Genomic DNA, 13,822 nt, shown 5'->3' with positions numbered 1-13,822 from the left:
TCCTGAAGCCGTGACCTGGGTATGCCCCCGGTCGGCCCGCCGCCCCCGCCTTCAGTCATGACGGGCATCATCACATCCGTGTGTTGACGCATGCAATGTCGGGTCAATGTTCCGAAAGGCGCGGGGTCGTGCTGGGCACCCATCCGGCAGCACACCCCCGCCGCACCCGCGACACGCAGCAGCGCCGCCGGGGGAGCGGCGGCGCTGCGGATTGGAGGGGGGAAGGGGAGGGCTTACAGGCCGTGTACGTGCGGTCCCACCGACGAAGACCAGCCGTTGCCCGTCGACGCGTCCCAGTTCGTCGACCACGTCATCGCGCCGCGCAGGCCGGGGTACGTCTTCGACGGTTTGAACGAGCCGCAGTTCGTGCCCTTCGTCAGGCAGTCCAGGGCCGCGTTGGCCACGGACGGGGACACGTAGCCGCTGCCCGCCGCGCTGGTGGAGGCAGGGACTCCCAGGCCTACCTGGGACGGGGCCAGGCCACCCTCCAGCTGGATGCAGGCGAGCGCGGTCAGGAAGTCGACCGAGCCCTGGCTGTATACCTTGCCGTCGCAGCCGAGCATCGAACCGCTGTTGTAGTACTGCATGTTGACGACCGTCAGGATGTCTTTCACGGCGAGTGCGGTCTTGAAGTACTCGGCCGACGTCGACTGCATGTCTATCGTCTGCGGGGCCATCGTCAGGACGAAGTCAGAACCCGCCTTTGACGCAAGGGACTTCAGGGCCTGCGACATGTACGTCGAATTCAGGCCGTTCTCGAGGTCGATGTCGACGCCGTTGAATCCGTATTCCTGCATCAGTGAGTAGACCGAGTTCGCGAAGTTCGTCGCGGAATTCGAGTCGTTGATGGAGACGGTGCCGTTCTGGCCGCCGATCGATATGACGACCGACTTGCCGGCGGCCTGCTTCGCCTTGATGTCCGCCTTGAACGCGTCCTCCGTGTAGCCGCCGAGGCCCGCCGAGTCGAGCGTGAAGTCGACCGCGCCAGGCGTCGTCGTCGCGTCGGCGAACGCCACCGCGATGATGTCGTAGTCGCCCGGTACGTCGCTGATCTTCTGGACCGCCGCGCCGTTGTTGAAGTTCTGCCAGTAGCCGGTGACGGCGTGGGCCGGGGGCGCCGCGTCCGCCCCGGCGGGGTCCGCGGTGGCCGTCGCCGTGCCGGTGAGGGCCAGGGCCAGAGTGGTCAGTGCCGCCGCCAGGAATGAACGCTTCCGTGCCGGTTTTGTCGTCGCGCGTGCCATTGCTGCCTCCGGTTCAGATGTGGGGGGAGGGGCAGTTGCCGGTTCTACAAACTGGTCCAGACCATTTGGGTTGTCAAGACCTCTGGAATTTCTGGTTCCTGGCCCAGCCGAGTCGGCCGCCTGGGCAACCTCCCGGTGAACACCGGGAAGTTGGGTGTTGAGCGGGCAATGCGCGGATATGGTGCTGAGACAGGAGTGCACAGAGACCGGGGGGTGTACGAGCGTGCCGACCGCGATAGCCGTGACCAGCCCTGACCTGGTCCTCGCCGCGGCCGACCGGCATACGCCGTCCGCCGCCGTGCTCCACTCCGCCGAGGACGGGGGCGGCAGGGCGGAGCCGTACGACCTCGATCGCGCGATCGTCGAGATGCACACCCTGATCGAGCATCACGGCTATGTGATCGCCCTGTGTCCGGCTTCCGTGCCGGACCTGGTCGTCCACCGGCTGCACGCTGTGCGTTCCGTGCTGGAAAGTGACCGGATCGCCATCCTGCGGCCGGAGCTCCCGCCGCTCGGGCTCGCCGTACTCGCGCTCCAGCTGCGTCAGTTGACCATGTGCGACTTCAGCCCGGGGGTGCTCGGCTCCGCCGCGCGGCTCCTCGCCCACTACATCTACGCCGGTGCTGTGCTCGGCTCGGTCGCCCGCCTCGACCGCGTCCCCGTCAGTCTCACCTCGCACGCCAAGTCGTGGGTGCCGGGCGCCCAGTTCGCCGTACTCGCCACCCCGCAGCCCGAACTCGTACGGCTCACCGGACCCGAGCCGTCCCGGCTGAGCGGACCCGCCTTCGGCACCCGTATGTACTACGCCGCCGGGCAGCAGCCCACCGACTGGATCACCGGCACCCTCGCGCCCGCCTGGCAGGTGCAGGGCGCCGTCGAGACGCGGCTGCCCGCCGAGTCGGGGCGCTGGTGGGCCACCGGGAAGCCCGGAAACCCGGGAAAGCTCGCCGAGTTCGCGGCTGCCATCCCCGACATCTCCGTGCTCTACCAGCTCGTCTCGTCCGTCCGGCGCGAGGCGTGCCACTGGTGCGGCCTCGAACTCATCGGCGACCGCTGCGGCTTCTGCGCCGCGCCGCTCGCCGATCCGCCCGCCCCGGCCGCGAAGCCACCCGGCGGGCGCGGCCGCGGCAGTGCCCTCGCACCCGCCACCGGCCTCGCCGCCGCAACCGCCCTGGCCCCCGTCACCGGCCGGGCCCGCGCCGCCCTGCCACCCGCCGCCCGCCCTTGATCGCCAACGAGATCCACCACGCGCTCCCCATCGAGATCCCCGACGAGATCCCCACGAGGTAGTCCGGTCCATGAACTCACGTCAGCGTCGCGGCGTCATCCTGCTGGTCATCTCGGCCCTGTGCGCCGTCGGCGCCTTCGCCGGGGTGCTCTCGGTGATCCGTGACGTGAACTCGAAGGTGGGCCCGGAAGTCGCGGCGTACCGGCTGAAGGACGATGTCGCGCCGTACAAGGAGCTGACCGCCGACCGGTTCGAGAAGGTCGAGATGCCGGAGCGGTGGCTGTCGAAGACCGCGGTGACCAGTCTCAGCCAGATCCGCGGCAAGATCGCCGTCACGACGCTGAAGAAGGGGTCCCTGCTCCAGACCGACATGATCGTCGCCCGGCCCCAGCTCAGGGACGGACAGCAGGAGATCGCCATCATGATCGACGCCGAGACCGGGGTCGCCGGGAAGATCACACCCGGGTCGAAGGTCAACATCTACGCCACCTTCAAGGCCGCCAACGAGAAGGCCAAGGACCAGTCCAAGGTCATCGTCGAGAACGCGGAGGTCATGGACGTCGGCAAGCTCACGCCCATCGACGAACAGGGCGGCGACAACGGCCGGCGCCGGCAGGGCGAGGCCGTGCCGATCACCTTCGCCCTCGACCCCGCCGACGCGCAGCGCGTCGCGTACGCGGAGTCGTTCGCGACCCACGTCCGGCTCGCCCTCGTCGCCGCCGGCAGCGACGCGGCCGTCCCGCCGGGCGACCGCTCGTACACCCTCGACGAGGACAAGTAGCCCGGCAAAGCCGGCCAAGAGACCGCCGAGATCACCGAGATCACCGAGATCACCGAGACCACCGAGACCACCGAGATCACCGAGATCACCGAGAGAGGAGGCGAGCCGCACCGTGAGCATCCGTATTCTCCCCGCGGTGGGAGACCTGGACGCCGCCCGGTCCCTGGTCACGCTGCTCGGGCAGCTGCCCGACGCCGAGCCCGCGCCGCCCGTCGCCGACTCCACCGCCCTCCTCGACACCCTCGCCCGGCTCGCCGCCGAGTCGCTCGACGAACTGCCCGAGGTCGTCCTCGTCCACGAGCGGATCGGCCCCGTGCCCGCCCTCGAACTGATCCGGGACCTCGTCCTGCGCTTCCCGGCCGTCGGCGTCGTCCTCGCCACCGCCGACACCAGCCCCGCCCTGCTCACCGCCGCGATGGACTCGGGCGCGCGCGGCATCGTCGGGTTCCCTCTCGGGTACGACGCGCTCGCCGAGCGCGTACAGGCCGCCGCGTCCTGGTCCAGCGGCATGCGCAGGCACCTCGGCACCGGCGGCGAGCTGGCGATCACGGCCGGTACGTCCGGCGGCCGCGTCATCACCGTCGCCGGCGCGAAGGGCGGCGTCGGCACCACCGTCACCGCCGTCCAACTCGCCCTGGCCGCCCAGGCGTCGGGCCGCTCGGTCGCGCTCCTCGACCTCGACCTCCAGTCCGGTGACGTCGCCTCCTACCTCGACGTCCAGTTCCGCCGCTCCGTCGCCGACCTCGCCGCCATCCGCGACATCACCCCGCGCGTCCTCCAGGACGCCGTCTTCACCCACGAGACCGGCCTCGGCCTGCTGCTCGCGCCGTCCGACGGCGAGCGCGGCGAAGAGGTCACCGACCGCGTGGCACGCCAGGTCGTCCAGGCGCTGCGCAGCCGCTACGACCTCGTGGTCATCGACTGCGGTACGCAGATGGGGTCCGCGAACGCGGCGGCCGTCGAACTCGCCGACCAGGCGGTCCTGTTGGTCACCCCCGACGTCGTCGCCGTACGCGCCGCGAAGCGCATGATCCGTATGTGGGACCGCCTCCAGATCCGCAAGGCCGAGGAGACCGTCACCGTCATCAACCGTCACGCGCGCGGATCCGAGATCACCGCGTCGCTCGTGGAGCGCGTGACGGGCACCCGGGTCGCGCGTGCCAGCGTGCCCGCCGGGTTCAAGGAGCTCCAGGGCGCGGTCGACGCGGGCCGTATGCAGGACCTCGACAGCCGGTCGACGGTGAAGCAGGCGCTGTGGGGGCTCGCGGGCGAGCTCGGCCTGGTCGACGCCGCCGCACAGGAACCCGGCCGCCGCGCCCGCCGCCGCGGCGGCGACAAGGGCGCGGTCACCCTGGAGTTCGCGGGCATGTTCCCGCTGCTGCTCGTGGTGATGGGTCTGCTGTGGCAGTGCGTCCTGTACGGGTACACGTACTCGCTCGCCGGGAACGCGGCGGACGAGGCGGCCAGGGCCGCGACCTCCGCGGAGGCCGGGAGCGGCGACACGGCGGGCGCGTGCCAGACCGCGGGCGAGAGGAATCTGCCCGGAGCGTGGCAGGGCGCCGCCATCACCTGCGGACCCGACGGGTCGGTGATGAAGGCGACCGTGCGGCTCGAGGTGCCGGTGTTCTTCCCCGGGATCGACGCCGGGTGGACCGTCAAGGGCGAGGCGGGCGCCGCGAGGGAGGACGACCAGGGGGTCATGCCGTGAGGCGCCGGCTCCCGGGCGCAAAGGGCCGTCTCCGGCACGGGCACGGGCGGCGGGCTCGGGCGGGAACCGACGGCGCCCGGCACCCGCGGACGGGCATCGACGGCGCCCGGCACCCGCGGACGGGCATCGACGGCGCCCGGCGCCCGCGGACGGGAAACGGCCCTCGCCGCAGCCTGCGCTCCGACGACCGAGGCGTCTCCATCCTCGAGTTCGCCGGGTTCCTGCCCTTCCTCCTCCTCATCGGCATGGCCGCCATCCAGCTCGGCCTCGTCGGTTACTGCGCGAACCAGGCCGGTTCCGGTGCCAGGGCCGCCGCCCGTGTGCAGTCGCAGGGCGGCGACGGCACCGGCGCCGGGCAGGCCGCGATGAGCGGCTGGCTCGACGCGGACATCGACGCCGGAGGGGGAGGCGGCGACACGACCACCGCCACCGTCACCGTGCACGTCCCGGTCCTGGTCCCGTTCCTGGACGACCGGTGGGACGTACGGCGCACCGCCACCATGCCGAACGACCGTGACCCGGAAGGGGGTTGAGCCGGAACATGAGCCTGCGATCAAGGGTGACGGTCCGCGAGGAGCCCGGCCCTTCCCGCGACGACGGCCTCGTCGCCGTCTACCGCGCGAAGCTCCTGGAGGAGATCGACCTCGCCGAGATGTCGTCGCTCGCGGCGGCCGACCGGCGGATCCGTCTCGAACGCGTCCTCGGCCACATCATCAGCCGCGAGGGCCCGGTCCTCTCCTCCTCCGAACGCAGCCAGCTGGTCCGCCGCGTCGTCGACGAGGCGCTCGGCCTCGGCGTACTGGAACCTCTCCTCGCCGACGCGTCCATCACCGAGATCATGGTCAACGGCCCGGACGCGATCTTCGTGGAGCGCGCCGGGCGCGTGGAGCAGCTCCCGCTGCGCTTCGCCTCGCAGGAACAGCTCATGCAGACCATCGAGCGCATCGTCTCCACGGTGAACCGGCGCGTCGACGAGTCGAACCCGATGGTCGACGCCCGCCTGCCCACCGGCGAGCGCGTCAACGTGATCATCCCGCCGCTGTCCCTCACCGGCGCCACCCTCACGATCCGCCGCTTCCCCCGCGCCTACACCCTGCCCGAGCTGATCGGCCTGGGCTCGCTGGACGAGCAGATGCTGATGCTGCTGTCCGCGTTCGTCCGCGCCCGCTTCAACGTCATCGTGAGCGGCGGTACGGGCTCCGGGAAGACCACCCTCCTCAACGCGCTCTCCGGCCTCATCCCGCCCCACGAGCGCATCATCACCATCGAGGACTCGGCGGAACTCCAGCTCCAGCAGGACCATGTGATCCGCCTCGAATCGCGGCCCCCGAACGTCGAGGGCAAGGGCCAGATCACCATCCGCGACCTCGTCCGCAACTCCCTGCGCATGCGCCCCGACCGCATCATCGTCGGCGAGGTCCGAGGCGGCGAGACCCTCGACATGCTCCAGGCCATGTCGACCGGCCACGACGGCTCGCTCGCCACCGTCCACGCGAACGCCGCCGAGGACGCCCTCATGCGCCTGCAGACCCTCGGGTCCATGTCCGAGGTGCAGATCCCGTTCGAGGCGCTCAAGGACCAGATCAACTCGGCCGTCGACGTCCTCGTCCAGCTCACCCGGCACGCCGACGGCTCGCGCAAGGTCACCGAGATCGCCCTGCTGGTCTCGCACGGCCGCGAACAGTTCAGGATCTCGACGGTCTCCCGCTTCGTGCCGCACCCGCTCGGCCACGACCACCGCGTGCGCGGCACTTTCGAGCATCTGCCGCTGCCGCGCCGCGTGGCCGAGCGCTTGTACGTCGCGAACGAGCCGATCCCACCGGCGTTCGGCGTGCTGGACGGCATCGACGGACGCAATACGAGGGAGGCCATCGGATGAGGACCGAGCGACCCGCCGTCGAGGGCGGCGGATCATGAGCGACCCCGCCCTCATCGCCCTCGGCGCCACCATCCTGACCTGCGCACTCGCCGTCGCCGGCCTCCACGCGTACGCGTCAGGGCGCGCCCAGCGCCAGGCCCTCGTCGACCGGCTCGACGGCCTGTCGGGCGCCGGCCCGCACGGCGGTGCCGGTCGCGTACGCCGCTTCGCCACCGTCGACCGCAGGCTGCGCCGCACCCGGCTCGGCCGCGCCATCCATCTGCGCCTGTCCGCGACGGGGCTCGACCTGACCGCGGGGGAGTTCTTCACGTACGTACTCGCCGTGGTCGTCGCCCTCTGGCTGATCGCGTCGGCCGCCCTCGCGCCCTTCTTCGGGCCGATCGCCGGGCTCGTCGGCGTATGGAGCGCGGTGATCTTCCTCAACTGGCAGCGGCAGAAACGCATCGAGGCGTTCATCAACCAACTCCCGGACGTGGCCCGCCTCCTGGCCAACGCCACCGCCGCCGGACTCGCCCTGCGCACGTCCCTCGCGATGGCCGCGGAGGAGCTGGAGGCGCCCGCGGGCGAGGAGCTGTCCATGGTCGCCGACCAGCTCGCGCTCGGCCGCACCATCGACGACACCCTCGGTGAGCTCGCGGAACGCCTCCCGTCCCGCGAACTCGTCGTCCTGGTCACGACCCTCGTCCTCGCCAACAAGGCGGGCGGCTCGGTCGTGTCGTCCCTGCGGAACCTCACCCAGACCCTGGAGGACCGCAAGGAGACCCGGCGCGAGATCCGCACGATGCTCTCCGAGGTCAACGCGACCGCGTTCACCGTGCCGCTCCTCGGCCTCGGCTCGCTGCTCCTGATCAACTCGTCGAACGAGGGCGCGCTGGCCAGGGTGACCGGATCGCCGGTCGGCCAGGCGCTGATCCTCGTCTCGCTCGGCCTGTACGGGATCGGGTTCTTCGTGATCCGCCGGCTCGGGAAGATCGAGGTCTGACATGGGCGTCCGTCATCCGGCGCACGGCGAGCGAGGTAGGTCATGAGTACGGGTCTGATCGGGCTGCTGCTGGCCCTCGCGATGGGCCTCGCCGTCCTCGGGATCTTCCTGGGCATCCGCATGTACCGCGCCGAGGCCAAGCTCCCCGGCGATCTGGCCATCGCCCTCGAAGTCGGGGCCACACGCGTGTCCGCCGCCGGGTCCGCGGTCGACCGCCTGGGCATGCGCTTCGCCCCCCTCGTCCTGCGGGCCATGGGCCCCCGGCGCGTCACCTCGAAGCGCCGCAAGATCGACATGGCGGGGAACCCGGGCGGCCTCACCATCGACCGCTACGCCGCGCGTCGCGCGGTCTACGGCATCTTCGGCGTCGTCCTCGGCCTGGTCTTCCTCACCAACGGCCAGACCCTGTTCGCCGCCCTCACCCTCGCGTTCGGCCTCCTCGCCGCGGACGGCCTGATCTGGCAGGCCACACGCGAGCGCAAAGAGGTCATCGACCGCACGCTCCCCGACTTCCTCGACGTACTCGCCGTCGTCGTCAGCGCGGGCCTCGGCTTCCGGCAGGCGCTCGACCGGGTCGCCGAGAAGTACGAGGGGCCGTGGGCCGACGAGTTGCGCATTACGCTCCGGCAAATGGACATGGGCGTCAGCCGGCGCCAGGCGTTCGACGAGCTGCGCCGGCGCAACGCGTCCGAACAGGTCGCCCAGTTCGTCTCCGCGCTCCAGCAGGGCGAGGAACTCGGCTCGCCCATCGCCGAGACACTCATCCAGATCGCCACGGACATGCGGCGCACCGACGCCCAGAACTCCCGCCGCCGGGCCGCGAAGACGATCCCGAAGGCCACGATGGTCACCCTCGTCTTCATGCTCCCGGCCACGATGATCCTCATCGCGACGGGCATGTTCCTCGGCTCCGGGTCCAACTTCGGTTCGATTCTGGGACGTTGAAAGCCGAACGCCGAGGCCTCAGAACTGCTCGACGGTTTCGCCTTCAGGTACCTGATAGCAGCCGGAGATGGTGGTGATGCCCAGGCTTGGAGTTTCACGCTTGCCGTACGGGGTGATCCGGACACTGACTTTTTCGAGTCGTTGTCGGCGACGAGGTTGAGGTTCTTGTTCGGACTGTTGTCGTGGTAGAGATCCTTGCTCACCCATCCGCCGGTGTTCAGGTCGGCGCCCCCTCGCCCTTGTTTGAAGCAGCGATGGTGAACGGCTGCTGTGTGGCGCATCGACTGGCTACAGTGACCGGAGCGTTTAGTTGGCACTTGCGAATGGTGTACCGGTCTCCGGGGGGAGGTGACGACGTCGATGGGCGGCCTGACGATCGAGTGGACGAAGAGCGCGATGCGGGGAGTCCGCGTATCGCTCACTGCCGGGATCGGGCTTCTCGCACTCAGCGCCTGCGCCGGTCCGATGGCGCCGCAGCAACGCCAGGCGGAGAGCATGCCCACCCCGGGCAAGGTGCCCAAGGGGCCGCGGTTCGCGACGGCGGGCGATCTCGTAGCCGCGATGGAAAAGGCCGGCCTCGACTGCGAGACCGTGCGCAGCCGGGACTACGACGGCAGCTCCACGACGGACTGCGTCGCGACGGTCGACGGGGTGAAGGTCGAGAACGAGATCTCGGTCTTCGACCCCGACGTCGTGTCCAAGACGGAGATCGGTACGTCGATCGAGTCCCGGCGCACGGGCGCGTACGCGCAGACACTGGTCGCGGCCGGGAACTGGTACATCCGCGTCATGGACCCGCCGTCCGCCCCGGCGGTCGCGAAGGCGCTGCACGCGGTGGTCCTGGACGCGAAGGGTAAGGGAGCGGAGACCCCCAAGTACCCACTCCCACGCATCCCTTCCACTCCCACCTACAAGAAGGTGGACACCCTGGCGGACGACGTGGCCGCCTCCGTGGGCTGCTTCCAACGGGAGACGACGAGCACCGGGAGCATCAAGTGCGAGACCGGGAAGCCGGGTTCGGGCTCCACCGACTGCGCCGTCCTGACCCTGCACCCCACCCACGCCCGCCGCGATGCCGCCCTGCGCGAGGCGATCAAGTACCGCGGCGTCCCCGCCGAGCTGGTCACCGCGGGCAACTGGACCGTCAACCTCTGCGACACCACCCTCGGCGGGAAGGTCGCCCGCGATCTGGGTGGGGTCGTGGTGGCGTACGACGGGCGGTGAGGGGCATGACAGGAAGCGACCAACTTCCGGTCAAGCGTGCGCCGTTAATGTGCGAAACACGGCACAGAGGGTTGCAGTTCCCGTACGTTGCGTATGGTGCCCGGGAGGTTCAGGGCGGCGAAGTCGTGCGGGAACGAAGGGGAAACCGTGCTGAAGGAACGCGTACTCGGGGTGTGGGTGAAGTGGACCGTGACGGTGGGGGACCGCGTCCGCGGGAGAGAACGGGATTCCGGGGCGGGGTTCGTGGAGTATGCGGGGTTGATGATTTTGATTGCCGGGATCTTTACGTTGATCGACCAGTTGGGACTGGACGGGTTGATCTCCGGGGCGATCGGCGACGCGGTCGACCGGGTAATCGGCGGCGGCTGACCATCGCGCGGCTCTCCGGTGATCGCGGTCAGACCCTGCCCATCTATATCTGGCTTACGGCGATCCTGCTCTTCGCCGCCTTCGCGTTCTTCGCATTCGCCCAGGCAGCCTCCGCGCGCAATGGCGCCCAATCGGCTGCGGATGCCGCTGCTTTGGCGGCCGCCCAGGACTCGAGGGGCGAATTGATGACCGGACTGGGGAAGGCCATCGGCGCGGGGGACGACTGGCTGGACTGGCTCGCGGGTGACAAGTTCACCGGGGACGGGGCCCGCGGCGCGGCGGACAACCTGGCTGCCGGCAACGATGCCCGCGTCGTCGGATTCGGACCGTCCGAGGTGAACGGCTATCCGGGCTATTGGGCGAAAGTGCAGTCCAATGGCACGGTCGGCGATTCCGTCATTCCCGGCACGGAGTCGAAGCACGCAACGGCCGAGGCTACTGCTGTCATCGAACCGCGCTGCGACGTGGCTCCGTCCGCCGATCCGGCTAAGGTCGTGGAATTCGACTGCGACGGTGGTGATTCCTTCGATTTTGACCCGGATGACTTCGAGACACGTGATCTGCCCGATCCCTCCGTTCTCTTCTCCGTACACCTGGCCGACTGACACATCACGAGAGGGAAGCCGCGGCAATGAATCTTCGGCGCACCATGACGACCCGCCGGGCACTGGCTGCGGTGGCGATCACTTCAGGGCTGGTCCTTACGGTGGCCGGTTGCGGCGGCAGTGATGACAACGGTGGTCCCAAGGCCGAATCCTCGTCGTCCGCGCCCGCGGGAGAGGGGAGTGACGACAAGCAGGACGCGTCGCCGGCCCCGTCCACGGACAAGGTCCTGGCGGAGAGTAAGGACGGCGACGTCTCTGTCGCGATCAATTCCGCGACACGTGACCAAGGCGGGTTTGTGACTGTCTCGGGAACCGTGCGCAACGACGGATCCAGCTCATGGCTCGGAGCCGATTGGCAGAGCGACGAACGCGAACTCGCGGCCAATGGAGGTTCGTTGTCCGGCGCGAGCCTCGTGGACGAGCAGGGCAAGAAGAAGTACCTCGTCCTGCGGGACACCAACGGCCGCTGCCTCTGCACGAAATTCAGCCGGCTCAGGTCCGGGGAGAGCGCCACGTGGTTCGCCCAGTTCCCCGCGCCTCCGGAAGGCACTACAAAGGTGAGCTTCCAAGTCGGCGCCATGCCCCCCGCCCCCGTAGAAATCTCCGAGGGCGAGTAACCCCATGCCCCTCACCCGTCGCCTCGCCGCCCTCACCACCGTCGCCCTGATCGCCCTCAGCGCAAGCTTCAGCGGCAGCGCCTACGCCGATGATCCGGAGCCGTCAGGCGCTCCGCCGGGGAGTACCACCACCTCGCCGCCCCCGGACGTCGACGCCAACAGCCCCGGGCTGAAGCTCGCCGACGGCGCCACCCTCGCGCCGGCCAAGGTGCTCGACATCAAGTCCGTCGTCGAGGACCTGTCCGGCGACGAGCGGCGCGAGGACACCAACCAGGACGTGAAGTTCGCACTCCAGGCGGAGGTGCTGTTCCAGAAGGACAGTTCCAAGCTCAATCCGGACGCCAAGTCCCGGATCCAGGCCATCGCAGACGAGATCAAGGCGCAGCACGCCACGAACGTCCGCGTCTTCGGTTTCACGGACGACCTCGGGTCGTACGCGCACGGGCTGACGCTCTCGAAGAAGCGCGCGGAGGCCGTGCACGACGAGCTGGCGGCAGCTCTCGGTTCACAGGATCAGGACGTCACGTTCGCGGTGCGGGGCTACAGCGAGGACTACCCGATCGCCGACAACAACAGCGAAGAGGGCCGCAAGAAGAACCGCCGCGTGGAGGTGACGTTCCCGAAGGGGGCGGCCACGGACTCGGCCGACTCGACCGGCACGGAACAGTGATCCCCCGACGTCGCGCGCTCCGCTAGCCGAGCCGGACCGGCAGTGTGTCCACCCCGTACACGATCGACAGCTTGCGGAACTCCAGGTCGCGGGGCTCGACGGCGAGCTTCAACTCCGGGAAGCGGCGGACCAGTTGCGGGAAGGCCGCGCGGAGTTCCATCTTGCCGAGTTCGGCGCCGATGCAGCGGTGGATGCCGTAGCCGAACGCGAGGTGGGAGCCGGTGACCTGGCGGGACGGGTCGAAGCGGTCCATGTCCTCGCCGAGGCGCGCGTCGCGGTCCGCCGCGCTGAGGGAGACGAGGACTATGTCGCCGCCGGATATCGGGACCCCGCCGATCTCGACGTCCTCGCGTGCGAAGCGCGGGAACGCGGTCTGGACGACGGTCAGATGGCGCAGCAGCTCGTCGACGAAGGGCGCGGCGACGGCCTCCGGGTCCTCCGCGTCGCGCAGCGCGGCGAAGTGCTCGGGGTTCTGGAGCAGGATGAGGGTGCCGAGCGCCAGCATGCTCGCGGTGGTCTCCAGGCCGCCGGTGAGGACGCCGTCGGCGAGGCCCGTGAGCTCCTCGTCCGTGATGGAGTCGCCGTATTCGCGTACGAGCATGCCGAGGAGGCCGTCACCGGGGTTGCGGCGCTGCTCGGCGACGATCCCGCGCAGGTAGTCGAGTGACTGCGACACGGCGCTGAACGACGCGCCCGCGCCGCCGAACACGTCGAAGCGGGCCACGGAGAACTGCTGGAAGTCGTCCCGGTCCTCATAGGGGACGCCGAGCAGTTCGCAGATCACCAGCGCGGGCACCGGCATCGCGAAGTGCTCGACGAGGTCCACGGCGCCGTCGCCGTCCGCCGCCTTCGCGAGGTCGGCGAGGCGCTCCTCCACGATGGCGTGGATACGGGGCGTGAGCCGGGAGAGCCGGCGCATCGTGAACTCCGGCGTCAGCATCTTCCGCAGCCGGGTGTGGTCCGGCGGGTCGGTGAAGCCGAGCCCGCCCGGGTTCTGGTCGTCGGTGACGCCGGTGTTGCCGACCAGGTTCCGGAAGTCGTTGCTGAACGCGGACCCGTGGCCCAGTACGGCCTTCGCCTCGTCGTAGCCGGTGACCAGCCAGACCGTCATGCCGGGGATGGGCAGCCTGCTGACCGGCTCCCGGTCACGCAGCTCGCCGATCTCGGCCACCGGGTCGAGGCCGTCGCGGCGCAGCGGAAGGAGCGCGGCGTCGGGCAGCTTCGAGAGGACGGAGAGGTCGAGGCCGCCCTTCTTCCGGAGCCGGGCGAAGTAGAGGCGGGTGAGCCAGGCCGCTATCGAGGATCGTGCGGAACGGGCCGCTGTTGAGGATCGTGCGGAACGGGCCGCTATTGCCGAGCGTGCGGAACGAGCCGCTTCCGCTGGGCGTGCGGAACGGGCCGCTATCGCTGAACGGGCGGAACGAACGGAGCGAATGGAACGATCGGACATGTGCTCGCATTTCGGCGCGGGACGGACGGTGCCGTTACCTGTGTCGGGCAGCGGTGCCCGGAGCGGATCCGCCCAGGGTACGTGGAGAACCCCCGTAGGCCGAGGCAGGGGCGGGCGGTTACC

The 13,822-nt window shown here is 69.8% G+C and carries 14 protein-coding genes; 12 read left to right on the top strand and 2 right to left on the bottom strand.

What is annotated here, in order from left to right; translation table 11 throughout:
* Window positions 1–233 precede the first annotated feature (233 nt).
* Window positions 234–1,241: a chitinase gene (locus tag CG723_RS38500; protein ID WP_100598203.1), complete on the bottom strand. Its 1,008-nt coding sequence runs from the start codon at window positions 1,239–1,241 to the stop codon at window positions 234–236.
* A gap of 178 nt (window positions 1,242–1,419) precedes the next feature.
* Here CG723_RS38500 and CG723_RS38495 point away from each other — a divergent pair, with 178 nt between their 5' ends.
* The 12 genes from CG723_RS38495 to CG723_RS38435 all read left to right on the top strand — a co-directional run bounded on the left by CG723_RS38495 (window position 1,420) and on the right by CG723_RS38435 (window position 12,249).
* A complete protein-coding gene (locus CG723_RS38495) occupies window positions 1,420–2,469 on the top strand; it encodes a hypothetical protein (protein WP_234374727.1) in 1,050 nt (349 codons plus the stop codon).
* A gap of 70 nt (window positions 2,470–2,539) precedes the next feature.
* Window positions 2,540–3,250, top strand: coding sequence for a Flp pilus assembly protein CpaB (gene cpaB / locus CG723_RS38490; RefSeq protein WP_100598201.1), 711 nt, complete (start codon window positions 2,540–2,542; stop codon window positions 3,248–3,250).
* A 112-nt stretch (window positions 3,251–3,362) separates the two neighbouring features.
* Window positions 3,363–4,958, top strand: a complete 1,596-nt coding sequence (locus CG723_RS38485) for an AAA family ATPase (RefSeq protein WP_100598200.1) — start codon at window positions 3,363–3,365, stop codon at window positions 4,956–4,958.
* On the top strand, window positions 4,955–5,491 hold the full coding sequence (locus CG723_RS38480) for a TadE/TadG family type IV pilus assembly protein (protein ID WP_442802627.1): 537 nt from the start codon (window positions 4,955–4,957) through the stop codon (window positions 5,489–5,491). The genes CG723_RS38485 and CG723_RS38480 overlap by 4 nt, the downstream gene beginning before the upstream one ends.
* Before the next feature lie 8 nt (window positions 5,492–5,499).
* Window positions 5,500–6,837: a CpaF family protein gene (locus CG723_RS38475; RefSeq protein WP_100598199.1), complete on the top strand. Its 1,338-nt coding sequence runs from the start codon at window positions 5,500–5,502 to the stop codon at window positions 6,835–6,837.
* 34 nt (window positions 6,838–6,871) lie between these two features.
* Complete coding sequence (locus CG723_RS38470; protein WP_100598198.1) at window positions 6,872–7,819, top strand: type II secretion system F family protein; 948 nt, start codon at window positions 6,872–6,874, stop codon at window positions 7,817–7,819.
* A 42-nt stretch (window positions 7,820–7,861) separates the two neighbouring features.
* On the top strand, window positions 7,862–8,764 hold the full coding sequence (locus tag CG723_RS38465; protein ID WP_100598197.1) for a DUF5936 domain-containing protein: 903 nt from the start codon (window positions 7,862–7,864) through the stop codon (window positions 8,762–8,764).
* Window positions 8,765–9,124: 360 nt separating this feature from the next.
* Window positions 9,125–9,988: a hypothetical protein gene (locus tag CG723_RS38455; protein ID WP_100598196.1), complete on the top strand. Its 864-nt coding sequence runs from the start codon at window positions 9,125–9,127 to the stop codon at window positions 9,986–9,988.
* Window positions 9,989–10,159: 171 nt separating this feature from the next.
* Window positions 10,160–10,357: a hypothetical protein gene (locus CG723_RS38450; protein ID WP_227300544.1), complete on the top strand. Its 198-nt coding sequence runs from the start codon at window positions 10,160–10,162 to the stop codon at window positions 10,355–10,357.
* Window positions 10,354–10,962 carry a pilus assembly protein TadG-related protein gene (locus tag CG723_RS38445; RefSeq protein WP_234374732.1) on the top strand — a complete coding sequence of 203 codons (609 nt, stop codon included), beginning with the start codon at window positions 10,354–10,356 and terminating at the stop codon, window positions 10,960–10,962. Before CG723_RS38450 ends, CG723_RS38445 begins: the two co-directional genes overlap by 4 nt.
* A 26-nt stretch (window positions 10,963–10,988) precedes the next feature.
* A complete protein-coding gene (locus tag CG723_RS38440) occupies window positions 10,989–11,579 on the top strand; it encodes a hypothetical protein (RefSeq protein WP_100598195.1) in 591 nt (196 codons plus the stop codon).
* A 4-nt stretch (window positions 11,580–11,583) separates the two neighbouring features.
* Window positions 11,584–12,249, top strand: coding sequence for an OmpA family protein (locus tag CG723_RS38435; RefSeq protein WP_100598194.1), 666 nt, complete (start codon window positions 11,584–11,586; stop codon window positions 12,247–12,249).
* A gap of 22 nt (window positions 12,250–12,271) precedes the next feature.
* Here CG723_RS38435 and CG723_RS38430 read toward each other — a convergent pair whose 3' ends face one another.
* A complete protein-coding gene (locus CG723_RS38430; protein WP_100598193.1) occupies window positions 12,272–13,699 on the bottom strand; it encodes a cytochrome P450 in 1,428 nt (475 codons plus the stop codon).
* Window positions 13,700–13,822 lie beyond the last annotated feature (123 nt).

Origin of the sequence: Streptomyces sp. CB01635, from assembly GCF_002803065.1 — a bacterium.
Taxonomy (GTDB): Bacteria; Actinomycetota; Actinomycetes; order Streptomycetales; family Streptomycetaceae; genus Streptomyces.
The sequence above is the reverse complement of the archived record's forward strand: the minus strand, read 5'-3'. Positions and strand labels throughout refer to the sequence as shown.

Coding starts and splice junctions, on each gene's coding strand:
- CG723_RS38475 (WP_100598199.1), top strand. CDS start 5,500: ATGAGCCTGCGATCAAGGGTGACGGTCCGCGAGGAGCCCGGCCCTTCC.
- cpaB (WP_100598201.1), top strand. CDS start 2,540: ATGAACTCACGTCAGCGTCGCGGCGTCATCCTGCTGGTCATCTCGGCC.
- CG723_RS38430 (WP_100598193.1), bottom strand. CDS start 13,699: ATGTCCGATCGTTCCATTCGCTCCGTTCGTTCCGCCCGTTCAGCGATA.
- CG723_RS38500 (WP_100598203.1), bottom strand. CDS start 1,241: ATGGCACGCGCGACGACAAAACCGGCACGGAAGCGTTCATTCCTGGCG.
- CG723_RS38470 (WP_100598198.1), top strand. CDS start 6,872: ATGAGCGACCCCGCCCTCATCGCCCTCGGCGCCACCATCCTGACCTGC.
- CG723_RS38440 (WP_100598195.1), top strand. CDS start 10,989: ATGAATCTTCGGCGCACCATGACGACCCGCCGGGCACTGGCTGCGGTG.
- CG723_RS38495 (WP_234374727.1), top strand. CDS start 1,420: ATGGTGCTGAGACAGGAGTGCACAGAGACCGGGGGGTGTACGAGCGTG.
- CG723_RS38465 (WP_100598197.1), top strand. CDS start 7,862: ATGAGTACGGGTCTGATCGGGCTGCTGCTGGCCCTCGCGATGGGCCTC.
- CG723_RS38435 (WP_100598194.1), top strand. CDS start 11,584: ATGCCCCTCACCCGTCGCCTCGCCGCCCTCACCACCGTCGCCCTGATC.
- CG723_RS38455 (WP_100598196.1), top strand. CDS start 9,125: ATGGGCGGCCTGACGATCGAGTGGACGAAGAGCGCGATGCGGGGAGTC.